This is a genomic window from Leeuwenhoekiella marinoflava DSM 3653, from assembly GCF_900129005.1.
GTDB classification, from domain to species: Bacteria; Bacteroidota; Bacteroidia; order Flavobacteriales; family Flavobacteriaceae; genus Leeuwenhoekiella; species Leeuwenhoekiella marinoflava.
On record NZ_FQUN01000013.1, the window covers coordinates 1 to 23,294 of the forward strand.

Annotated in this window: 18 protein-coding genes and 1 pseudogene; 12 read left to right on the top strand and 7 right to left on the bottom strand. The window is 33.8% G+C overall.

All coding sequences use genetic code 11. From position 1 onward, the window contains the following. A partial coding sequence (locus BUB91_RS12565) for a helix-turn-helix domain-containing protein (RefSeq protein WP_317041345.1) occupies positions 1–185 on the bottom strand: 185 nt, incomplete at its 3' end. Between the two features lie 515 nt (positions 186–700). On the opposite strand from BUB91_RS12565, the gene BUB91_RS12570 reads away from it, so the two are divergent. Then, positions 701–6,049, top strand: a complete 5,349-nt coding sequence (locus tag BUB91_RS12570; RefSeq protein WP_073099646.1) for an AAA family ATPase — start codon at positions 701–703, stop codon at positions 6,047–6,049. A gap of 4 nt (positions 6,050–6,053) precedes the next feature. Here the strand turns inward: BUB91_RS12570 and BUB91_RS12575 are convergent, their stop codons facing one another. The 3 genes from BUB91_RS12575 to BUB91_RS12585 all read right to left on the bottom strand — a co-directional run bounded on the left by BUB91_RS12575 (position 6,054) and on the right by BUB91_RS12585 (position 7,595). Next, positions 6,054–6,650, bottom strand: coding sequence for a mobile mystery protein B (locus tag BUB91_RS12575; protein ID WP_073099647.1), 597 nt, complete (start codon positions 6,648–6,650; stop codon positions 6,054–6,056). Next, positions 6,641–7,099 (bottom strand): mobile mystery protein A, encoded by a 459-nt coding sequence (locus BUB91_RS12580; RefSeq protein WP_073099648.1) that lies wholly within the window; start codon positions 7,097–7,099, stop codon positions 6,641–6,643. The genes BUB91_RS12575 and BUB91_RS12580 overlap by 10 nt, the downstream gene beginning before the upstream one ends. 226 nt (positions 7,100–7,325) lie before the next feature. After that, positions 7,326–7,595, bottom strand: coding sequence for a hypothetical protein (locus tag BUB91_RS12585; RefSeq protein WP_073099649.1), 270 nt, complete (start codon positions 7,593–7,595; stop codon positions 7,326–7,328). 155 nt (positions 7,596–7,750) lie between these two features. Here BUB91_RS12585 and BUB91_RS20795 point away from each other — a divergent pair. The 6 genes and pseudogenes from BUB91_RS20795 to BUB91_RS12610 all read left to right on the top strand — a co-directional run. After that, a pseudogene (locus BUB91_RS20795) lies at positions 7,751–7,986 on the top strand (IS1595 family transposase); the annotation flags it as partial. Between the two features lie 200 nt (positions 7,987–8,186). Next, positions 8,187–9,092: a MerR family transcriptional regulator gene (locus tag BUB91_RS12590; protein ID WP_073099650.1), complete on the top strand. Its 906-nt coding sequence runs from the start codon at positions 8,187–8,189 to the stop codon at positions 9,090–9,092. A gap of 7 nt (positions 9,093–9,099) precedes the next feature. After that, a complete protein-coding gene (locus BUB91_RS12595; RefSeq protein WP_073099651.1) occupies positions 9,100–10,560 on the top strand; it encodes a phytoene desaturase family protein in 1,461 nt (486 codons plus the stop codon). A 9-nt stretch (positions 10,561–10,569) separates the two neighbouring features. Beyond that, a complete protein-coding gene (locus BUB91_RS12600; RefSeq protein ID WP_073099652.1) occupies positions 10,570–11,409 on the top strand; it encodes a phytoene/squalene synthase family protein in 840 nt (279 codons plus the stop codon). A gap of 1 nt (position 11,410) precedes the next feature. Next, positions 11,411–11,860: a sterol desaturase family protein gene (locus BUB91_RS12605; protein ID WP_073099653.1), complete on the top strand. Its 450-nt coding sequence runs from the start codon at positions 11,411–11,413 to the stop codon at positions 11,858–11,860. Continuing rightward, positions 11,861–12,574, top strand: a complete 714-nt coding sequence (locus BUB91_RS12610; protein WP_073099654.1) for a YqjF family protein — start codon at positions 11,861–11,863, stop codon at positions 12,572–12,574. Between the two features lie 33 nt (positions 12,575–12,607). Here BUB91_RS12610 and bshC read toward each other — a convergent pair whose 3' ends face one another. Further along, complete coding sequence (gene bshC, locus BUB91_RS12615; protein WP_073099655.1) at positions 12,608–14,212, bottom strand: bacillithiol biosynthesis cysteine-adding enzyme BshC; 1,605 nt, start codon at positions 14,210–14,212, stop codon at positions 12,608–12,610. A gap of 308 nt (positions 14,213–14,520) precedes the next feature. Here bshC and BUB91_RS12620 point away from each other — a divergent pair, with 308 nt between their 5' ends. From BUB91_RS12620 to BUB91_RS12635, 5 genes are all read left to right on the top strand, one after another. Next, positions 14,521–16,992: a M14 family metallopeptidase gene (locus tag BUB91_RS12620; RefSeq protein WP_073099656.1), complete on the top strand. Its 2,472-nt coding sequence runs from the start codon at positions 14,521–14,523 to the stop codon at positions 16,990–16,992. Between the two features lie 160 nt (positions 16,993–17,152). Beyond that, on the top strand, positions 17,153–17,575 hold the full coding sequence (locus tag BUB91_RS12625; RefSeq protein WP_128759355.1) for a mechanosensitive ion channel domain-containing protein: 423 nt from the start codon (positions 17,153–17,155) through the stop codon (positions 17,573–17,575). Between the two features lie 3 nt (positions 17,576–17,578). Then, positions 17,579–19,489 carry a M16 family metallopeptidase gene (locus BUB91_RS12630; protein WP_317041346.1) on the top strand — a complete coding sequence of 637 codons (1,911 nt, stop codon included), beginning with the start codon at positions 17,579–17,581 and terminating at the stop codon, positions 19,487–19,489. A 78-nt stretch (positions 19,490–19,567) separates the two neighbouring features. Continuing rightward, on the top strand, positions 19,568–20,431 hold the full coding sequence (locus BUB91_RS21565) for a M16 family metallopeptidase (RefSeq protein ID WP_317041347.1): 864 nt from the start codon (positions 19,568–19,570) through the stop codon (positions 20,429–20,431). A gap of 73 nt (positions 20,432–20,504) precedes the next feature. Beyond that, positions 20,505–21,515, top strand: a complete 1,011-nt coding sequence (locus BUB91_RS12635; RefSeq protein ID WP_073099658.1) for a carboxypeptidase-like regulatory domain-containing protein — start codon at positions 20,505–20,507, stop codon at positions 21,513–21,515. Here BUB91_RS12635 and BUB91_RS12640 read toward each other — a convergent pair. Together BUB91_RS12640 and rimO are read right to left on the bottom strand one after the other, a co-directional pair. Then, positions 21,478–21,918, bottom strand: a complete 441-nt coding sequence (locus BUB91_RS12640) for a hypothetical protein (RefSeq protein ID WP_073099659.1) — start codon at positions 21,916–21,918, stop codon at positions 21,478–21,480. The genes BUB91_RS12635 and BUB91_RS12640 overlap by 38 nt on opposite strands. A gap of 31 nt (positions 21,919–21,949) precedes the next feature. After that, complete coding sequence (gene rimO / locus BUB91_RS12645; protein WP_073099660.1) at positions 21,950–23,257, bottom strand: 30S ribosomal protein S12 methylthiotransferase RimO; 1,308 nt, start codon at positions 23,255–23,257, stop codon at positions 21,950–21,952. Between the last annotated feature and the right edge of the window lie 37 nt (positions 23,258–23,294).

Consider the following 23,294-nt stretch of genomic DNA (forward strand, 5'->3'; position numbering starts at 1 on the left):
TCATAATCTGTAAGCTGGTAGCGCTTGAAAAAAGCAATGTATTTGCTAATGGTGTTGCGTGATAGGCCTAACCTTGAACTTATCTGCCGCTTGCTTACGCCCTCGCTGTAGAGCTTGAATATCTGTTTTACTTTTCGCATATCTATTTGTTTATTGGCCATCGTCTTTTTAGCAAAAAAAGACATTTGACTTTTTACAAATAGAATCGACTTTCTAGTGGTTCACTTTGGCCCGGCGAAGACGGCTCACATTGACCCGATTTAGGTGGTTCACTTTAGCCCGGCGAAGGTGGTATACTATGCCCGATTTTTGCAGCCTAAACAGAAATATCCGTTTAGCCCACTTTTTGCTTGACTAATATGCACGTGCTTGGTGAAACCATCGTTAAAGGCCCAATCGTTGACGTAATCATCATTTGTTTCTTTTTCCATATTAATTGACTACATATCACGTGGCGAAGCCTTTTATCAACTTTTAAATTAATAGCGATTAAAATAAAGCTGAACAGTTTGAAATAATGCCATTAAATCTTATAAAGTGTTACTGAGTCTTTAAAAGTAAATAATCCTTAGATTTAAAGTGTCATTAAAACTACAAGTAATCAACAAGTTATTAATGAGGAAATCTGTAATTATTAAAAATGATTAATTATTAAATTACTGATTAAAATGAACCTGAAACAGTTGTATAAGTAAAACAAATGAACATATTAAATAGCTACGTAACTTTTCTGCAAGAGTATAAAAAACTTTTGGAGCGTGGAGTTAAGGACATTTTTGCGAAAACAGTTGCACCCAGTTTCATTTGGCTTGATGAAATTGAAATGTTAATTGATGACAATCTTTGCGAAACTACATTAACCGATTTTTTCATTGGAGATTATGAAAATATCAAGTCAAATATATTATCGCTTGATAAACCCTTAAAGCCTGAAGTAAATATCCCAAACGAATATATTGGAATAATCGAATTTAATGACGCAAAAAATAAATTTGAAAGCGAAGACGAAAATGAACTGATTTCCTTTAAAAATTCAGAATTTGGAACAAAAGAAACTAGTAAAATCCAGAGATATAAGGGAAACAAGGCGTTATATTCTAAACTATATAGAGCCTATAATGACATTAAAAATGATTCTAATATTGAAATCGTTTTAAGTGTTGGCTTAATTCAACATTCTAAACAAGGTAATGGAAAAACAAGCAGTATTTCAAAAACAAATCAACACCTTTTCCATTTCCCATTAAAAATTGAGTTAACAATAACAAATAAAATAAATCTATCATTTTCTGAAATTGAAAAACCTTATGTCGATTTCTTTTTTTTAAACAATTTACCAATTGAGAAAACCGCATTAAGCAACATTGTTGACAGATTTGAGGAAGAAATTGAAACAAATGGTTTTCAATATATTTACGACAAAAAGTTTAAGGATTTAATTGCAAAAAACTTACAGCAAATATCTGAAAACTCTACTTTTGAAAGTATAATTACAAAACCATTGTCTGATACAGTCAATACTGATTCCTTCAAATTTACTTTCTCACCTTCAATAAATATTAAGAAACAAAAACCTCGATTTTTCGACAAGCTTACAAAAGGAATAATTGAAGAAAATGAAAATGATGAAAATAGTGCTGAACTATTTAATTTATTAATAAGAAACCCCGAAAATGCACATACAAATTCACACGTAAAGCCAAATTATTTTATTGACGAATTGTATGAAGAACATAAAGAAAACAATACCAACTTAAATGCAGAACAAGATTTTTCTGTTTTCTTCCCACTACCCTATAACAAAGAGCAAAAACAAATTTACGACAACTACCTAAAAAACAGAATTACTGTTGTTACAGGTCCTCCAGGCACAGGAAAATCACATACTATCGTGAACATATTATGTTCTTTATTGGCACAAGGCAAAAGAGTATTAGTAACTGCACAAACGGATAAAGCTTTAGAATCCTTATTAGATAAAATTCCTCAGAATTTTGATGACTTAGTTTTCACAAAAATCCAACTAGAAGTTGATAAAACTAGGTTCTCCCTTGAAAAAAGCATAAATAATATCCGATCAATTCTTATAGATGATTTTAACTTAAATATTGAAAAGAAAATTTCAAATATTAACATATTAAAAGGAGAGTATTTACAATATAAATCGGAAATACATAAAGTTTTAGAGAAAGAATACAATGAAGTTTCCTTAAACGATAGTTTTAAAGATTTAAGAAGCTATGGATTATGGGATAAATTTCAATCTAAAAATGATGAAAATTGGAATTGGATAAAGGATGAAATTACGTTAGAAATAATTAATGCCTTTGTTAAAATAAAGAAGGAAATAAACACTTATAAGCAGTTATATTCATTTGATAATTTAATCTTAAAATCAATAGATTTTGACCTCAAATCCATTTTAGAAAAAATAAATGACTTTAATTTTACTGAATATTTAAACCGAACAAGTGAAATTGAAAAACTAAAAAGTCATTTGGATATAGATGAAATTTCAAAATCTAAACTTCTAAAAATCGACTTAAATTCAGTTACCGAAACTACTGAAAAATATAGTAATGCAGATATAATAATTAATAGTTATCAGCAAATAAGCCAACTTAAAAACAAATTAATAAAGAAGAATAAAAATGTAGCCGATATTAATTCAAACTTAAAATATTCTGAAATAGTAGAAAATTCCTCTAAATATCTTCGTGATATTGAATCATTTTTGGCACAAATTGAAAGTGGGAAGGAAAAAATAGGTTTTCTAGCAAAATTCAAAGCAAAATACAAACAAGTAAGTTACCTAGAAAATATTGTTCTTAATTCTAAAAATTGTGACAACAAAACATCTTTAAACTTACTAAAAGTTTATCTAAAGGAAATCCAAGAAATAAGCTCAAACATAAACAACATTACAAAAGCAGGATTTGATATTGTAATCAATGAAGATTCAGATTTATCTTCAAAATGCCAGTTATTAAATACTGCTATTGAGCAAGTTGAAAGAAATTTTTCGCTTGTCGACCTTCTACAAAAGGATAAAGACATCATCAATTTTTCTAAGATATTTAATATTGAAATTTCAAATGTTGAAGAAATTTATACTACTTCAGTTTCATATAAGGAGGATTTAGAAAAATTAAAAGATTTAGAACTGAGTGCAAAAAAAGACATAAGCACTTTGAAAGCTGTCAGTAATACGTTTTTAAACTCAAATCTTTTAAATGATTTTAGTGAATTTATTCCTTTAGAAAACATTTCGGAAACAGTAAAATTTAAAGAATTTCAAACAAAATTAGAAGACACTTTACAACAAGCAGATAAAGAAAATCAGTTTAACAATTCAAAATCGTTTATTGAAAAGATTTTACCCAAAACGCTTCCGTTTCTGCTCGAAATACCAATTGAAAAAATCACAAAGGAAAATTTTGAATTTGCACATGCAAATCAATATTTTAAACAGAATGAAATCATTGATTTGCAAAAAACTAAAGAAAAGTTAAGTCAAATAAATGATAGAATTTATGAACAGAAATCTGAAATATTATTTGATTTAGCAAAAAACAACTTTAAAAGTAAATTCGATTCAAATCAAATTAATGAGTTTATTAACTTACTTGAAGATTATAAAACAAATTTATATCAAGGAAGCAGAGGAATAAAAGATAAAGTTAAGTTCCAAGTTTTAGCAAGAAAAAATAGTGCCGAAATAAGTAACAAACTTTCTTGTTGGGTAATGAAATTTAATGATGTTTTAAATTCGGTAAGTACAAAACCAGAAGTCTTTGATTGCGTTATTGTAGATGAAGCAAGTCAGCTTGATTTTAATAGTCTAATCTTAGGTTATTATGCTAAAAACATGATAATTGTAGGAGACGATAAACAAACTTCTCCTAGTGCTTTAACAGGTGCAAACGACAATGATTTTCAGTCAATCAAAAATAAGTATTTAGAGTTTCTAGGAGATAACAGAATACAAATAAGAAGTGATGAAAGTTTATTTTCATTATCTAAAAAGGCAGCCGGCTCTTCTAGTTTAGCTTTAAAAGAACATTTTAGATGCGTTTCAGAAATTATTGAGTTTTCAAAATATAATTTTTATGAAAACTCTTTGAAGCCTTTAAAACAGATAAATACAGTGAATAGGCTTGTACCTGTAAAAGCTGTTTTTGTTCAAAATAGTTTTTTAGAGGATAAAATTGTTTATACCGAAATTGAGTCAATTAAAAAGCATTTAATTGAAATCATTAATAATCCAATCTATCAAAATAAGACTATTGGTGTTGTTAGTTTAGGTTTAGTAAAACACACTGAAAAACTTAAAGACATTAAAGAAGATTTATCAGAATTATTTGGAAGAGATAAGCTTGATGAAATTAAGTTAATCATAGAAGATTCTCCAAAATTTCAAGGGGATGAAAGAGATGTTATGCTCGTTTCATTAGGAGTAGCATTAGATTATGAAAAACTTAAAAATGAGGGAATTGAAAAAGCTCGACCTAGGTCTATTGTTGATGATGGAAATCTAAAGGATGATTTTAAGAAAATAAACGTTGCCCTAAGCCGAGCAAAAGAACAAATGATTTTGTTTCACTCGGTGAAATCTGAAAACCTAAGAAATAATGATTTTAGACTAAAAATTCTAAGCTTTTTCTACAATGAAACTAAAGAACTCAAACCATTTGAACTACCCGATAATGAAAATGAAAGAAATTTATATAATATTCCAAAACCCTTTGACAGTTGGTTTGAATATGATATAACAAGTGACTTGATAAATCAAGGCTATCAATTTATTCAACCACAATATAAAGTGAAAGAGGATGAAACCTTTTATAATCATCGCATTCAAAGAGAAACATATGTAAATTTCAAACTTGACCTTGTGGTGTCAAACAATGGAAAGATGATTGCTATTGAATGTGATGGAGATCCATTTCATTCGCTTCCAGAGGATGTTGCATATGATGTTGAACGACAAGAGTTTTTAGAGCGTGTTGGTTGGAAAGTATATAGAGTTTTATATTCTGCTTATAAAAGAAGCCCAAGTACAGAAATTGAAAAAATGGTCAATTTCATTGAAAGATATACCAAAAAAGATAAAGTAATACCAATTGCCAAAGTTTTTAATGAAACTCCTAGAGAGGAAATTCAACAAAAAACAACTTCATATACACATAAGTCTTTCATTGACAAATTGGAAGATGATTTAAATCATCAAAATGAAAAGATCAAGAAGTCTATAAATAAAATAGAAAAATCCCAAGAAGATAAAATATTGCGGTTTTTTAATTTAAAAGCTGTGGGCACATATACTTTAGAAAAAAATAAAAGTGATACTTCAATATACTCTTTACCATTATATGAAAAGGACAAAAATGGTTATTTACTTCTAGGTTACACAAATGGACATTTAAATAAGGTTTCAATATCAAATTTACTTACAAAAAAAATCAACAAGATATATCAAAATGGCTTTAATATTCAAGCATCTTTAGCTTTTCTTAAAATTGCCAAAAAAGATGATATACTTGGGCTATATTTTGAAGAAAAGGGTATTAAAAAATTCAAAGCACATTTAATTGAAAACGTTACATCCCATAAATATTTGTTTGCCAAAGGAAATAAAGTAATTTATAAAGATTATAAAAATTTGAAATATGAAATTTTTCAAATTGAACAATTGAACAACATAAAAAGACTTGTTTATCAAAGCTTTTCAGCAACAGGTAAAGCCCTAGATAATTCGAATTATGAAAAAGAATGGAAAACAATAAACCCCAAAAAAAATTTAGAAATACCTTTTGACACTCGGCAAATTGAATCATTAATACAGAAAGCCATAGCGGAGAAAAAGAATATAAAAGTTTTATACAAAAATAAAGAAGGACAAGAAAGTGAGCGAATTTTAAGTAATCTAGAAATGATAATCAAAAAAAGTCATTCAGGATATATTGAAATATTAAAGGCAGATTGTAGTTTAAGAGGTGCTGAAAGACACTTTAAAATTGAGCGAATAAAAAATGTAGAAATACTATAATAACTTAAGATCGACAAAACTCCAATAAAGCTTTATACTTATTAAGGTCAGCTTGCTTCACCGCTTTTAAATAAGAAGCACGGGTATCATTAGCTTTAGAAAGATTACCGGCTCCCCAGGAAAAAGGCTCTTCACCAAAAAGTTTTTCAATTATAATGTCTCCCATTAGACGGCTATGACGTCCATTACCGTTAGAAAAACAATGTATGCTTACCAAACGGTGTTTAAAGCGAATAGCTAATTCCTCCGGTGCAAAGGTTTCATTTTCCACCCAAAACAGAGCATCATCGCAAAGCATCTTGAGATGCATAGGGATTTGATGTTTATCTATTCCTATGTTTTTTTCGGTTTTTCGAAACTGGCCAGTCCAGTCCCAAACATTGCCATACATTCGTTTATGTAAATCGCAGATAAACTTCTCTGTAAAGACTTGATTAGCTTTAAACTTTTTACCAAAAACCCATTGCAACGCCTCTTCAATATTCAATTGTTCAAATTCGTCCAGTTCTTCTTTTGTTGAAATGGTTTCAATACGCAAACCTTCTTTTTCTTCTTCATCAATAGGAGTCTGACCATCAATGTATTCTAAATTTAATCCCATAAGGTTTTAGGCATTTCTTTTTTAATAATGGCTTCACGCTCTGCTAAGGCCTTTTTAAGACGTTCTTTTGAATTTTCTTGATCTTCTAACCTCATTGTATTAGATGTTCTAGAAACTATCTTTAAAGCGAGTTCTTTGGCCTTACGTTCTATTAAATCATCTAATGTACCGTCTTTAGGTACTAAAGCGTATACCAATTGCATATCGAGGGCATTTGCAGTCTCTTTTAAACTTTTTAAAGTAATGCTCCCTTCTTTTTCCCTAATTTCTATCTCCCTTACACTTTGTTTTGTAATGGTCAATTTATCTGCTAATTGCTGTAGAGATATCCCTAATGAAAGCCGTATAGCTTTAATCCAACCCGTTGGTGGAACAGGCATATTACTAGCCTTATGGAATGCCTTCAGTTTACGGTCTAATTGTTCTAATTGTAGCTTCTTTTTATCCATAACGTAAGAGTATCACATGATATTTACAAAACCAAAAGTAAGGTTATTACCTGACAAAATAAAATTAAAGTCAGGTAATAACCTTACTAATCACTATATAAAGTCAGGTAATAGCCTGACTTTATACAATTACAGAGTGTTTAGCTTAAAAATTTGTACCCTAAAAAATGTTAGAATATAAAAACGGATAATGCGATTTATCCATCCGAACTGTTAATAGGTGCCATTAGTTTATTAACGTATGACGGGATGAATCTCCCTCATTTAAAATTTGCATCATTCGATAATTAATTTCTTTGGCCATCATCATCTTCAATGAATTATCTGCATCTTTTTCAATTAAAGCTGCCATAGTTCTTAATAGAATAGGCGTTTTAAAAACGTCCATAACTGCATTCGTTAAATCTTCGATATCTGAATTGTCGTCAAATTCATCCAGCTCTTCAATATTTTCTAAATTCATAAAGCAGGAAGCATCAAATTCCTTCTTAGCCATAATTATAACTTTTTGATTTGATACAAGTTATAAATATATCTGAATTATTCCTAGTAACATTTTCAACTATTGCCCATATAATCCTCCACCGCATCAATAAAAGTCCGCTGTAATACCTCTTTTGACTTTGCTTCATAAGTAACAAAATCCTTAATTACAAAACCATTTTCCTTTTAAGCATTACTAAGAAAGGATTATCCCGTAAGGAGATCCAACGACAACTTGGTTTTAAATGCTATGAACTGGTGGGGGCGATGGCTTACAAACTCAGAAAGCCGGTCGTGGCAGCAAGACAAAGTCCAATGTTATGGTAATGGCTGAAAGCACCGTATTGGAAGACATCGATAACGGTAAAATAGATAGACAATCCAGGTATTTTGAAGACAAAATATTTGACAGGTTAGTGATAGTAAGCATTACAGAAAATGGACATTAAACGGACATACAAAAAATATAACCTGCTTTAAAAAAAAGATTGCCATTGCCGTATTTCTTAACACAATGCTAAAGTTTCTATTTTGTTGAAGATCTAGACAATTCTTTTAAACAAAATATTAAATTTGAGTACTTGAGAACGACTACAATCAATTTATGAATACAGTAAAAACTTCTTTTAGCATCAAAGATCTTGAAAGCTTTGGTGGCATAAAAGCGCATACGATACGTATGTGGGAACGCCGATACAATCTACTCGAGCCTAATAGAACAGAAACCAATATTCGCACCTATTCTTTGGGTGATCTTCAGAAATTATTAAATGTCACTTTTTTATTAGACCATAATTATAAAATCTCAAAAATTGCAAAGTATTCTAATAAGGAGATTGCAACACTTGTTTCAAATATTTTAGAAGAAGACGATCTGGGTATTAATCATCACGCAATCAATTCGCTTAAAATTGCGATGATGAATTTTGACTTACACCTGTTTAGTAAGACTTATACTAGCCTACAAAAGTCTTTAACCTTTAGAGAAATATTTTTTACGATATTCATTCCTTTATTAGAAAATATAGGTTTACTCTGGCAATCTGGAGTAATCAATCCTGCTCATGAACATTTCATTTCTAATTTGATTAAACAAAAAATATTAATCCATACGGAACGCTTAGAAAATTCAGTGCAGGATACGAGTGATAAACTATTTGTTCTCTTCCTTCCTGAGAATGAGATTCACGATTTAGCTTTAATGTATCTTAATTTTGAGGTTATATCCCACGGGTATAAGTCTGTTTATTTAGGACAAAATATTCAAATAGAAGATTTAGAATATTTAGCTACAACTCAGAAAGAGTGTTATTTTGTGTCATACCTCACGGTTAATCCTTGTGATACAACGGTAGCTAATTTCGCTAAACGTTTTAATAAAGATATTGGTCAAAAAGATATTCCGCTATATCTTTTAGGAAGAATCATACAACCTGTTGATCAGGCTAAAATGCCTGATAATGTAAAACTTATAAAATCTATAGATGCGTTTATGACGCTACTGAACTAAAATATTTATGGCTAAGAAAATTGCAATTATAGGTTCTGGTTTTTCTGCTCTTGCAGCTTCTTGTTATTTAGCTAAAGAAGGACATCAGGTAAGTATTTACGAAAAAAACAGCAGCCTGGGTGGTCGTGCAAGACAATTTAAACGTGAGGGTTTTACCTTTGATATGGGACCATCGTGGTACTGGATGCCTGATGTTTTTGATCGGTTTTTTGAAGATTTTGGTAAGAAAACTTCAGAGTACTACTCGCTAGAAAAATTGAGTCCAGCTTATAGTGTATATTTTGATAAAAATGAATACATCACTATTGAGGATACTTTAGAAAAAATAAAAGCCACATTTGAGCGTATAGAGCCGGGTAGCGCTTTAAAATTACAAGAGTTTATAGATGAGGCCGGTTCTAATTATAATGTCGCTATTAAAGACTTAGTGTATCGTCCCGGGGTTTCTCCTCTTGAACTAGTAACTCCAACTACGATTAAAAAAATAGGAAGCTTTTTTAGTACGATAAGTAAGGATGTTCGTAAATCTTTTAAGAATCCAAAACTGGTTTCCATTTTAGAATTTCCGGTTTTATTTTTAGGTGCAAAGCCAGATAAAACACCTTCTTTTTACAGTTTTATGAATTATGCTGATTTTGGTATTGGCACATTCCACCCTAAAAATGGAATGCATGCTGTTGTTTCCGCAATGGTTAATTTAGCGGAAAGTCTAGGCGTGACAACACATGTAAATAGCACCATTGGTCGCATTCGCACATCGGGTTCAAAAGCTACGGGTATTGAAGTCAATGGTAAAACTATTGAAGCTGATATTGTTCTCAGTGGGGCTGATTATCATCACACCGAAACTTTACTTCCTAAAAACTTGAGACAATATTCTGAAGAATATTGGGATAAAAAGGTGTTTGCACCTTCTTCCCTACTCTTTTACGTAGGTTTTGATAAAAAGATAGAGCGTGTAAATCATCATACCTTATTTTTTGATGTAGATTTTGAAAAACATGCCCGTGAAATTTATGATGAGCCTGAATGGCCAGACGAACCTTTGTTTTACGCAAACTTTCCTTCTATTTCAGACGACAGTATGGCTCCAGAAGGTAAAGAGGCAGGATTTTTCCTAATACCATTAGCTCCCGGAGTTTATGATTCACCAGAGCAACGGGAGCAGTATTTTGAAATAATTATAAATCGACTTGAAGAACTTACAGGTCAATCTGTTAAAAAAAATATTATATTTAAGGAGTCCTTTTGTGTAAATGACTTTGTTGAAGAATATAATTCCTATAAAGGAAATGCGTACGGATTAGCAAACACCTTGTTACAAACCGCATTTTTAAGACCTAAACTCAAGAGTAAAAAAGTTGATAACCTCTTCTTTACAGGCCAACTCACTGTCCCGGGACCGGGAGTGCCTCCTGCTCTGATTTCCGGTAAACTAGTGGCCGGTTTGATAACCAAAAAAGACTAAGAAAAAGAAATGAAAGAAATTTTTGACAACGTATCCTTAGCTTGTTCAGAAACGGTGACGCGCTCCTACAGCACTTCCTTTTCTACAGCTACCCGTATGCTTGCGCCGAGTATCAGGAAGGACATTCACAACATTTATGGTTTTGTAAGGTTTGCAGACGAGATCGTAGACACCTTTCATGATTATAATAAAAAAGAACTCTTTGAGCGCTTTGAAAATGATCTGGAACACGCGCTTGAACACAAAATTAGTTTAAACCCAATTCTGAACTCGTTTCAGCACACTTTTCACAGTTATAAGATTGAAAAACATCTTGTAGAGGCTTTTATGAACAGTATGCGCCTAGATCTCTCAAAAAGTAACTATCTAACACAAGAGGAGTATAAAAATTATATTCATGGTTCTGCTGATGTTGTGGGGCTTATGTGCCTTACTGTTTTTGTAAAAGGAGACAGAGCCAAATATGATGAACTAAAAGAAAGTGCGCAAAGCTTGGGTTCTGCGTTTCAAAAAGTAAATTTCTTAAGAGATCTTAAGGCAGATCACGAGGAGTTGAGCAGAACGTATTTTCCTAATACCAATCTAAATGCTTTAGACGAAGCTTCAAAACAAAAAATCATTGCAGAAATCGAAGCTGATTTTGCAAAAGGTCTTGCTGGTATTTGTAAATTGCCTGTAGAAGCAAAATTTGGTGTTTATACCGCATACCGTTATTACAGAAAATTATTGCTCAAATTAAAAAACACTCCGTCTCTGGAGATAAAAAACGCACGCATACGTGTCCCTAATTATGTAAAAGCGTCTCTACTGGCACGCAGTTATGTAAAATATAGATTAAACCTTATTTAAAATGCAAACATTAATCTGGATCTTAGTTTTCTTGCTCACATTTGGCATTATGGAATTTATGGCTTGGTTTACTCATAAATATGTAATGCATGGTTTTTTATGGTCTTTACACAAAGATCATCACCATAAAGATCACGGCTCCTGGTGGGAACGTAATGATTTTTTCTTCATCTTTTATGCATTAGTAAGTATAGGTTGCTTTTTACTGTGGCAATATGAAAACGTCTGGGTAGGTTTACCTATAGGACTTGGAATTTTCGCTTATGGAGTTGCTTATTTTATGGTTCACGACATATTCATTCACCAGCGCTTTAAACTTTTTAGAAATGCCAATAACTGGTACGCAAAAGGCATTAGAAGAGCTCATAAAATTCACCACAAACATTTAGGTAAAGAAGAAGGAGAATGTTTTGGAATGCTTGCCCCTCCTTTAAAATATTTCAAAAAATAAATGAGTTTTTTAACCGCTTCCTGGAAAAAGCTTTGTTTCGCCAATTATGCCATAGACCCTGAAATTCTCAAGCCTTATGTGCCTGCACATACAAAACTTGATTTTTATGAAGGTAAATGTTACGTTAGTCTTGTGGGTTTCTTATTTGATGATGTTAAACTTAAAGGTATTACAATCCCTTTTCACAAAAGATTTGAAGAAATTAATCTTAGATTTTATGTAACGTATTTTGATGGTAAAGTCTGGAAGCGCGGTACCGTTTTCATATCTGAAATCGTTAGAAAACCGGCTATAGCTTGGGTTGCAAATACATTATACAATGAGCAATATAGTGTTTTTAAGATGCATTACAAACATGATCTTACTGATGAGGAAAATTTCTTCAGTTATGGATTAGACTTTGAAGAAAACTGGCAATTGTTTCAAGTTGCTACAGCTCCTAAAACGCACAAATATAAACCCGGTGGTATAACCGAATTTATTACAGAACATTTTTGGGGATATAGCAAAAAAAGTGATACTCAAACTTGGGAATACGAAGTTCGTCACCCTATTTGGGAAGCCTATGAAGTTCTGGATTATGAAATAGTCTTTGACTTCGGAAAAATTTACGGATCTCTGTTTGACGGACTTTCTTCACGTGATCCTGATTCTGTTCAATGTATGGAAGGTTCTGCTATTAGTATTGAAGGTAAAAAGCTGATTAAAACGTAAACTTCTTTAAGACTCCTGGGTTTTTAACTACCTCTATTTAGTGATTACCGTAAATTTGTAATCTAAAGGATCTAAGGAATCAAACAACTGCGGAATCAAATCTGAACCGTACTCCAGATAAAACTCAGAAAAGTTCATTATGCGTTCTTGTAAGTTTTCTAATGGAAAGAGTTCGTTCTGAATATCGGTTAATCTCTTGACGTGATCGCCAAGTTTTTTCTTTTGGGCTTTAAGCAAGCGTTTCTCAAGATGGTCCAGCCCCTTTAGCTGCTTTACTTCCTGAGCTTTTACAGCGCCTAAAAAGGAAGCATCCGTCTCTGATGCTAACGTGTACAAATCCTCAAATTGCTTTACAAGATGTTTTTTTTGCGGACTAAAATCAACATCTATATTAGATATTTTTCTGATCTTTCGATTGACAAGATCGTTTTGATTTAAGAAAAGATCTTCGATAGAAACATGGAGTTTTTCTAATTTCTCCTGTTGCTTTTCGGTAATTAATAATGCAGAATTGCGCACCATCAACATCGGAAACGGAACTTCAACCGCATCAAAAAAGCTTTTCAATTCTAACCAATATGCGATCTCTCCGCCTCCACCTATATATGCCAAGTTGGGCAAAATAACCTCTTGATATAAAGGACGCATAATCACGTTAGGGCTAAATGCTTCAGGGGTTTCCTCTAGCTTAGCCAGTAATTCTTCCTTAGAAAATTCTATTGAAGTGTCGTTTATAAAATACCGCCCTTCTTTTTCTATAATACGCTCTCTAATACCATCTGAAAGATAAAAGAGATTGATTTCCCTTGCATTAACTTGTACAGAATAACCCGATTTTTCCAGTTTTTCTGCTTGCGTACTCACAGCTTTATGGGCTTTATTCTCCAATATTTCTTGCTTCATATAAGGAGCAAAAACCAACTTTAACTGATGATCATCGCCATCTACGATCACAAGACCGTATTGACTAAAAATACGATGCGCTAAATAACGTGTCGCTTCGGTTAGCGTATCGTATTTAAGATATGCAGATTCAAACAAATCACAAAGCTCTTTTGCTAACTGTGTATTTCCTAATTCTGCACAAATAAGATTAAATACCTCTTGTAAACCTTCGGTTTTAAGGGCACCTACTGCTCCTTTATCATTGTTCTGAATATCCTCGCGATTCCATTGTATTTTCTTACCGTGAAGTCTAAAATAATTGATTTCGTCAAAATCATGATCTTCCGTTGCCATCCAATAAACCGGAACAAAATTATGATCAGGGTATGCCTCTTTTAACTTTCGCGAAAGCGTGATGGTACTAATTATCTTATATAAAAAGTATAACGGTCCGGTAAATAAATTAAGCTGATGTCCAGTAGTTACGGTAAATGTATTCTCTTGCTCTAATTGCTCAATAGCTGATTCTACAGCTTCTCCTAGCTCCAGATTTTTATATTGATTTTGCAAAGCGGAAACTAGAACAGAACGCTTTTCTTGAGAAAAAGATTTTGCTTCTAGCTGCTTTTTAAAATTCTCCAAAGTCGGAAAATTGCCGTAAAATTGATTCAGACTCTCATGCTCTTCAAGATAATCACAGATGAGTTTAGAAAAGTATCCGGTTTCTTTATATGCTATTTTATGAATTGACATGGAGTTCTTTTTTCAATATCAACGATTCCGCAAAAATTATCGCTTTAATCGTCAAAAACTAGTTTTCAGGGTAATTATTAGCAGTCAAATTTTAGATTTCGCAACGAGAGCAAAAATAAAAGAATAGCCCACTTCTACAGCCCAAATTTACGTTAATTCATAGAGACCAACTTACTCACAATTTTAGTAGCTTTACTATTCGCTCGATAATCGAAATTTAATTATTTAAAGGCTTTCATCTAAGTAAATATGCTTTTATAAATGTTTTTTGGACTTGGCCAAAAGACTGTTACTAACCTAATTATTGTATGTACAAATTTACACTGTTAATTACCCTACTTTTTACTACGTTAAGTTTCTCTCAATCTCTGCAATCTCCTGAAGAATTTCTAGGATACAAAATAGGAACAGAGTTTTCTAGACACGCAGATGTTGTATCCTATTTTGAGTATGTAGCTGCTAACTCTGATTGGGTTACCTATCAAGAATATGGTAAAACTAACGAACGCAGATCCCTAACCTATGCCATAGTCACCAATCCAGAAAACCAAGCAAATATTGAAACCATAAGAACCAATCAACTTAAAAATGCTGGTATTGAGGATGGATCTGCAAATCCAGATAAAGCAATTGTTTGGTTGAGTTATAATGTACATGGTAATGAAGCGAGTAGCACAGAAGCTTCTATGCTTACGCTCTACGAATTGATCACTACTAGAAAAGAGTGGTTACAGAATACCGTTGTTATTATTGATCCTTGTATCAATCCTGACGGTAGAGACCGCTATACAAATTGGTACAATAAGGTAAAAGCGACACCATACGACACCAATCCTGATGCTGCAGAGCATAACGAACCGTGGCCGGGTGGTAGAGCAAACCATTACTTATTTGATCTAAACCGCGATTGGGCTTGGGCAACTCAAAAAGAAACCCGCCAGCGTTTAAAAGTTTACAACAGTTGGTTGCCACATATTCATGTAGATTTTCACGAACAAGGCATTAATAATCCGTATTATTTTGCTCCAGCAGCAGAGCCTTATCACCAGATAATCACACCTTTTCAGTTTCAATTTCAGAAAGAAATAGGAACCAACCACGCAAAGTATTTTGATCAAAACGGTTGGTTGTTTTTCACCCGAGAAGTTTTCGATTTACTTTACCCAAGTTATGGTGATACCTACCCTACTTACACCGGTTCTATAGGTATGACTTATGAACAAGCAGGCGGTGGCCGTGCAGGATTAGGTATAAAAAAAGCAGACGGCACCATTCTAACATTAGTAGATCGTGTAGCACACCATTTTACAACTGGTATTTCTACTGTTGAAATGGCAGCTAATAATGTAGACAGACTTAATTCTGAATTTAAAAAGTATTACAGCAATTCTGATGTCTCTTATAAAAACTTCACTCTTACCGGTGAAAGCGATCATCTTGCTGCCTTAGCCGAATTATTAGATACGCACAGTATTGAGTATTCTTTTGCTTTATCTGGGACGACAAGTGGTTATAAGTATACTTCTAAAAAACAAGGGAAAATGAGTTATGATCAGGCTCTGGTCGTGAGTACAGATCAACCCAAAGGCAAACTGGTTCACGTACTTTTTGAGCCTGAAGCTGCTTTGTCTACTCCGCTTACTTATGATATAACGGCCTGGAGTTTACCGTATGCATACGGATTAGAAGCGGTTGCAAGTACAAAAGCTAATTCTGAAACCACTACAGTTCCTTTAGCTTCTGAGCGTAATACAATGTCAAAAAATGCAGCAGGCTATATTTCTAAGTGGAATAGTATGGAGGATGCTAAATTTTTAAGTGCTCTGCTTCAAGCAAATATTAAGGTTCGTTTTTCTGAAAAAGCATTTACAAATAGCGGAATAGATTATCCTAACGGTTCTTTAATCATAACCAGAAGCGACAATAATTCGACTGAATTTGATTCTGAATTAATTACTATAGCAAATCAATTTAAACGCAAATTGACCGCTGTACAAACCAGTTTTGCATCAGCAGGACCAGATTTTGGTTCGTCTTCAGTAAAACTTATCAATAAAGCAAAAATTGCAGTTTTAAGTGGAGAGCAAACTTCTTCCCTGAGTTATGGTGCAACTTGGCACTTTTTTGAGCAACAATTAAAGTATCCCGTTACTTCCATTTTAGCCGAAGACTTAAGTCGTGTAAACCTTACTGATTATGATGTTTTGGTTTTACCTAGTGGTAGATATCGTTTTGATGAGGGCAGCCTAGATCTATTAAAATCTTGGGTTCGCGGCGGCGGAAATTTAATCGCGATAGACAATGCGCTAAAAGCCTTTAGCGATAAAGATGGTTTTGCTTTAAAAGAGTCAGAACCTGTAAAAGAAGAAGATACCATTGTTAATAAATTGATTCCCTACGCAGAGCGCGAAAGTTCACGGGCTACAGAACTCATTAGCGGTAGTATATTCAAAACACAAATAGATAACACACATCCGCTGGCATTTGGATACAACACTACCTATTATACTTTAAAAATAGGTAGTGATGCATACGCTTTGTTAGATAAGGGTTACAATGTTGCCTACTTAACTGATAATCCGGAGAGTGTTTCTGGCTACGCAGGTGAAAATGCTTTAAAGGCTCTAGAGAACAGTCTTGTTTTTGGCGTAGAACCTATGGGGCGAGGGAGTTTAACCTATATGGTAGACGATCCTCTTTTTAGAGCTTTCTGGCAAAACGGAAAATTATTTTTTGTAAATGCCCTATTTTTAAATAACCCTAACAACTATAGAGATTAACGTGATTTTACCTGAAATTCAATTTAAATTAATTGAGACTTTTGTTCTCCTAGTTATTCTGTTGCTTATAAGATATGTGGTTTCAAAACTAGTCATACGGCGCTATAAAAAAGCAAATTTTGACATTACCCGAAAACAAATTACTTTCAAAATACTCAATATGCTTTTTTTTCTGTTATTGGGGTTTTCTATGGTAGTTGTTTGGGGACTTTCAAGCTCTGATGTAATTGCAGGTATCGGTTCAGTAATTACAATTTTGGGCGTTGCTTTTTTTGCGCAATGGTCTTTACTATGCAACATAACTTCAGGCTTGATTCTCTTTTTCAATCACCCATTGAAAATTGGTGATTATGTAGAAATCGTAGATAAAGATTTCCCTATGTCAGGACAAGTAGAAAATATAACACTTTTCTTTCTACACCTCCGTAATAAAGACAATCACGTCTATACCTTAGCGAATACGATAGTTGTTCAAAAAACCATGCGGATTATGAAGCCTGAAGAATTTTTTGAAGAAGTAAAAAAAATGGAAGAAGAACAAGAAGATAAAAACGCACCAGGTACAGAAACTGCCCTTGATTAAATTATGAAAAAACTACTCTGTTTATATTTTTTGGCAGCAACTTTTATCGCTTGCCAGAATGAAAAAGACAAAGAAACAACACCAGCTACTGAAACTGATTTCAAAGTTGAATTTGAAGAATACAAACTAGATAATGGCTTGAGTGTTATTCTACATCAAGATAAATCAGATCCCGTGGTCGCGGTTGCACTAACTGCTCATGTAGGTTCTGCTCGTGAAATTGAAGGTCGCACCGGTTTTGCTCACCTTTTTGAACACCTGTTATTCCTAGAGTCTGAAAATTTGGGTAAAGGTGGACTCGATAAAATGAGTGCTCGTGTGGGCGGTAGCGGCGCAAATGGTTCTACTAATCGAGATCGCACCAACTATTTTCAGACAGTGCCAAATGATGCTCTTGAAAAAATGATTTGGGCCGAAGCTGATAAGCTAGGATATTTTATAAATACCGTTACTGAACCGGTGTTAGCAAAAGAAAAACAGGTTGTAAAAAATGAAAAAAGACAAAGCTATGACAACCGTCCTTATGGCCACGAACGCTTTGTTATTCATAAAAATTTATATCCGGAAAATCATCCGTACAACTGGCAGGTTATTGGTTCATTAGAAGATTTACAAAATGCTACTTTACAAGATGTAAAAGACTTTTACAACCGCTGGTATGTGCCAAATAATGTGACGTTAACCATCGCTGGTGATTTTGATACAGCCGAAACTAAAAAGTGGGTTGACAAGTATTTTGGAGAAATTCCTCGGGGAGAAGAAGTGGCTCCGTTAGAAAAAAATATTCCTACGTTAACCGAAACTAAAAATCTATTCTACGAAGATAATTTTGCAAGATTACCACAGCTAACACTTACCTGGCCGGCTGCAGCAGATTACAGTAAAGACAGCTATGCACTTCATGTTCTAGCCACCTATCTTTCAGAAGGTAAAAAAGCTCCCTTAAATTCAGTTTTAATTGACGACTTGCAGTTAGCTACAAATCCCATAATGCGCTATAGCGGCTCAGAACTTGCCGGAGAAGTGAGTTTGAGCGTACGAGCAAATGCAGGTGTATCACTTGATTCTGTTAAAGCAGGTATCGAAAAAGCATTTGATGATTTTGAAGCAAATGGTATCGCTGAAGAAGATTTAGAACGTATCAAAGCAACACAAGAAACTCGTTTTTACAACGGGATGAGTAGTGTGTTAGGAAAAGGATTTCAGCTAGCACACTATCAAATTTTTGCCGGTGACCCCGGTTACATCAATGAAGATATTAAGCAAATTCAGGCAGTAACTGTAGAAGATGTAAAAGCTGCTTATAATCAATATATAAAAAGCAAAAATTATATTGCTACCAGTTTTGTTCCTAAAGGAGAAGCAAACCTTGCTCTGGCTAATGCTAAACCAGCAGAAGTTGTAGAAGAACAAATCGTAAACGGTGCTGAAGAAACTTTTGATCCGTCTTTAGCCGCAGCGTATGAGCGTACGCCTTCATCTTTCGACCGCACTATTGAACCTCCCTACGGAAATACACCAGAACTTAAAGTCCCTGATGTATGGACAGAAGAATTAGAAAACGAACTGGAAATTCTTGGTATTGAGAATGAAGAAGTGCCACTGGTCAATTTTGCATTTACTATGCAAGGTGGTCAACTTACCGAACCTGAAAATCAAAGTGGCGTTGCTAATCTTACTGCAAGTTTATTAACCAAAGGAACTCAACTTAAAACTACGGCTGAATTAGAAGAAGCTCTAGATCTTTTGGGAGCTTCGGTTTATGTATTTGCCGATCAGGAAAACACGACGATAAGAGGAAATACGCTTGCGCGGAATTTCAGCAAAACAATGACACTTCTTACTGAAATTCTTTTGCAGCCTCGATGGGACAGTACAGAGTTTGAACTGCAGAAAAAAGAAGTGCTTACTTAGCTTGAACAACAAAAAGCAGATCCAGCCAGCATTGCTAATTTGACTTTTGCAAAAGCTATTTATGGTAAAGATCACGTTTTGGCTAAAAATTTATTAGGCAATACTCAATCTGTAGAAGCGATTGAACTTGAAGATTTAAAAAAATATTACGAAACGTATGCTCCCAATTTTACCAGTGTTGAAATTGTAGGAGCTATTTCTAAAACTGAAGTTGTAAAAGCTTTTGATGAAATCGAAAAAAGCTGGAAGACAAAAGAATTAAAAATACCTACTCCAGAAATACCGCAAGCCCCTCAAGAACCTATCGTTTATTTTTTAGACATACCTGGCGCTAAACAATCTCAACTGCGTTTTGGCTATATAGCTTTAGCGGCTAATGATCCAGATTATCTACCGGCACAAATCATGAATTATCGCCTGGGAGGCGGTAGTTTTGCTAGTCAGCTTACGCAAATACTTCGAGAAACTAAGGGCTATACCTATGGTGTACGTTCTCGATTTGAAGGTTCTGCGCTACCCGGTCCATTTATGATAAGTAGTGGAGTAAGAAGTAATGTAACTGCTGAAAGTACAGAACTTATACGCGAAATAATGAGCAGTTACGCAACAGAATATAATGAAGATGATCTTGAACTTAGTAAGGGTTATTTTCTAAAAAGTGGAGCCCGTGGTTTTGAAACTCCCGGCGCTAAGCTGAATTATTTAGGTGAAATCGCTACGCTGAATTTTGAACCAGATTATATCAAAAAACAGCAAGAAACGATGAAAACCATCTCGCTTGATCAAATTAAAAGCCTCGCTAAAAAATATACTGACCCTAATAGACTCGTATATGTAATTGTAGGAGATGCAAAAACACAGCTCAAAAAAACTAAACAATTAGGACTTGAAGTACAACTGGTTAATCAAAATTTAGAGCCACAAAAACCTTTAAAAAAATAAAAATAGCATACGTATCTATATTGAAAACTATTGTTGTAGTTTTATAACTATAACAATAGTTTTTTTTGTTTTTATGCGTATCTATTTTAGTTTTATTTGTTTGTTTCTTTCTGTAACTGTTTTTGGGCAACAGAAACTTAGCGGTTATGTCTACAGTGCTAAAGACTCAACAGCTCTTGAAGCTGTTAGTATTTATTTTGACGGAACAACAATAGGTTCGATTACTAATCAAAAAGGCCACTACTCCATTTCTGCTCAAGAAGGTATTAAGAGTCCGTTAGTGATTACGATGATGGGCTATTCACCGGTTTACATCAACAACTATTTAAATACTAACGGAAAGATGCCTCCGGTTTATTTAGAAGAAATGACTGAGCAATTGGACCAGGTATTTCTAGAAACCGATCCTTGGACTCGAGAACGTAAATTAAAAGTTTTTATGCGTGAATTTCTAGGTCGCTCACAGGAAGCTTTAAAATGTAAGATACACAATCCTGAAGCACTCAAACTACATTACAGTCCGTCTCAATTAAAACTTACCGCTTGGGCTAACGAGCCCTTAATTATTGAAAACAAGCATCTGGGATATACGGTAAACTATACCTTGAATGACTTTTATGTGAATTATGAAAAAAGTCTGAGTTCAGGAATGCAGTTTGTAAATATGGTTTATTACGAAGGTTTTAGTTTTTATCAGGAATTGAAAAAGAAAAAGCGCAGGAAATACATTAAAAACCGGGAAGATTCCTATTCGGGATCTACACTTCATTTTATGCGTTCATTAGCTCAAAAGAAGTTACACGAAAATGGTTTCAGAATATTCTATGATAAATTTGAAGCGCCCCCCTATTTGCATTTTGAATTTAGAAAAGTTTTAGAAAAAACCTATGTAAAACTGCTTGTTGAAAAATTGAGTATACTATACAATAATAATGAACAATCAGCTATTCAAACCAATCAACCTTTTATTATTGATGCTTTTGGAAATCACACACCTCCCAGTGCTGTAATTATGGGTGGTGCAATGTCTACAAGAAGATTTGCCTTTATGCTTCCGTTAGATTATAAACTTCAGCCTGAGTAGTTTCTTGCTGAACAAAATCACTCTTAAAAAACTCTAAATCTTCAGGTTTAAAATAATTAAGATCTAGCATTTCGCCATTCCCCATACCTGCATTTATCGTTAAACTTTTATCAGTCAATTTGATTGATTTGATCGCATTGCGTGTAAAAACGATTTGTTTTTGCTCAGGGGCTTTTAATGTCAGTTTATGATTGTCCCACTTAATCACTGAAAATAAACTATTAGTATAAATTTGATATCCTACAAATGTGAGCATTATAATACCAATTACTACATAGCCCCAACCGACAGTATTATCAGTTTCGAAGTATTTTTGAATTAAACCAAAAACCAAATATACACTACCAGAAATCAGCATAGAATTGCGTTGCTTTTTGTGTAATTTAGAAGTTATTGCTTTCATCTTTTAGAATATATCTTCCTAAAGATAACTATTATCTAGTTACAGGCTCTGCATAAAGATCAAAATCTTCAGCTTCGGTGATTTTTACCCAAGTGTACTCACCGGTTTTTAAATAGTGTTGCGTCGCATCAATAAGAACCTCATTATCAACATCCGGCGAATCAAATTCGGTACGACCTACAAAATAATTTCCTTCTTTACGGTCAATTACAATACGAAACTCCTTGCCTATTTTCTGCTGATTCAACTCCCAACTGATTTGCGATTGCAAGGCCATAATCTCGTTAGCACGTTCCATTTTTACACCTTCAGGAACATCATCTTCCAGATTATAAGCGTGTGTATTTTCTTCGTGAGAATAGGTGAAACAACCTAAACGTTCAAAACGCATTTCTTTAACCCAATCGCGCAACAACTCAAAATCCTCCTGAGTTTCGCCGGGATATCCTACGATCAACGTAGTTCTAATGGTCATTTGCGGTACTTTCTCTCTAAAGGTATGCAGTAACGCATTCGTCTTCTCATAAGTCGTCCCACGACGCATTGACTTCAATAACTTAGTAGAGATATGCTGTAACGGAATGTCGATATAATTACATACTTTAGGCTCTTCATTCATCACATCAAGCACATCCATAGGGAAACCGGTAGGAAATGCATAATGCAAGCGAATCCACTCGATACCTTCAACTTGCACTAACTCGCGTAGAAGTTTTGCCAGCGCGCGTTCTTTATACAAATCAAGACCGTAATAGGTCAAATCCTGAGCAATAAGAATCAGTTCTTTGATTCCGTTTGCAGCTAATTTTTCGGCTTCAATAACCAAGTTTTCTATCGGTGTACTTTTATGACCACCGCGCATCAGCGGGATCGCACAAAACGAACACGGGCGATCACAACCTTCAGCAATCTTTAAATAGGCATAATTCTTTGGAGTTGTTGTCAAACGTTCTCCTATCAATTCATGCTTATAATCAGCTCCTAAAGCCTTTAATAATCCGGGTAATTCTGTAGTTCCAAAATATTGATCTACATCTGGAATCTCCTTTTGCAAATCGGGCTTATAGCGTTCAGAAAGACAACCGGTTACAAAAACCTTATCTACGATACCGCTTTCCTTTTTTTGAACGTACTCTAAAATCGTATTAACCGATTCTTCTTTAGCATTAGCAATAAAACCACAAGTGTTGATCACCACGACATTGCCTTCTTCTTCATGAACAACTTCTTTGTTATTTGCCCGTAATTGTCCCATTAAAACTTCGCTATCATAAACGTTTTTTGAGCAACCTAAAGTCACTACGTTTATTTTATTCTTCTTAAGGGTTTTAGTACGCATAATGCTCTTTATTTTGGGGCGCAAAGATACGGTGTTT

What these genes read in the sequence shown, in the direction of transcription:
- BUB91_RS12625 (WP_128759355.1), top strand. Translation starts at nt 17,153, where the DNA reads ATGCTTTTTTTTCTGTTATTGGGGTTTTCTATGGTAGTTGTTTGGGGA.
- bshC (WP_073099655.1), bottom strand. Translation starts at nt 14,212, where the DNA reads ATGTCAATTCATAAAATAGCATATAAAGAAACCGGATACTTTTCTAAA.
- BUB91_RS12635 (WP_073099658.1), top strand. Translation starts at nt 20,505, where the DNA reads ATGCGTATCTATTTTAGTTTTATTTGTTTGTTTCTTTCTGTAACTGTT.
- BUB91_RS12610 (WP_073099654.1), top strand. Translation starts at nt 11,861, where the DNA reads ATGAGTTTTTTAACCGCTTCCTGGAAAAAGCTTTGTTTCGCCAATTAT.
- BUB91_RS12575 (WP_073099647.1), bottom strand. Translation starts at nt 6,650, where the DNA reads ATGGGATTAAATTTAGAATACATTGATGGTCAGACTCCTATTGATGAA.
- BUB91_RS12605 (WP_073099653.1), top strand. Translation starts at nt 11,411, where the DNA reads ATGCAAACATTAATCTGGATCTTAGTTTTCTTGCTCACATTTGGCATT.
- BUB91_RS12630 (WP_317041346.1), top strand. Translation starts at nt 17,579, where the DNA reads ATGAAAAAACTACTCTGTTTATATTTTTTGGCAGCAACTTTTATCGCT.
- BUB91_RS12595 (WP_073099651.1), top strand. Translation starts at nt 9,100, where the DNA reads ATGGCTAAGAAAATTGCAATTATAGGTTCTGGTTTTTCTGCTCTTGCA.
- BUB91_RS12640 (WP_073099659.1), bottom strand. Translation starts at nt 21,918, where the DNA reads ATGAAAGCAATAACTTCTAAATTACACAAAAAGCAACGCAATTCTATG.
- BUB91_RS12585 (WP_073099649.1), bottom strand. Translation starts at nt 7,595, where the DNA reads ATGGCTAAGAAGGAATTTGATGCTTCCTGCTTTATGAATTTAGAAAAT.
- rimO (WP_073099660.1), bottom strand. Translation starts at nt 23,257, where the DNA reads ATGCGTACTAAAACCCTTAAGAAGAATAAAATAAACGTAGTGACTTTA.
- BUB91_RS12600 (WP_073099652.1), top strand. Translation starts at nt 10,570, where the DNA reads ATGAAAGAAATTTTTGACAACGTATCCTTAGCTTGTTCAGAAACGGTG.
- BUB91_RS12590 (WP_073099650.1), top strand. Translation starts at nt 8,187, where the DNA reads ATGAATACAGTAAAAACTTCTTTTAGCATCAAAGATCTTGAAAGCTTT.
- BUB91_RS12620 (WP_073099656.1), top strand. Translation starts at nt 14,521, where the DNA reads ATGTACAAATTTACACTGTTAATTACCCTACTTTTTACTACGTTAAGT.
- BUB91_RS12580 (WP_073099648.1), bottom strand. Translation starts at nt 7,099, where the DNA reads ATGGATAAAAAGAAGCTACAATTAGAACAATTAGACCGTAAACTGAAG.
- BUB91_RS12570 (WP_073099646.1), top strand. Translation starts at nt 701, where the DNA reads ATGAACATATTAAATAGCTACGTAACTTTTCTGCAAGAGTATAAAAAA.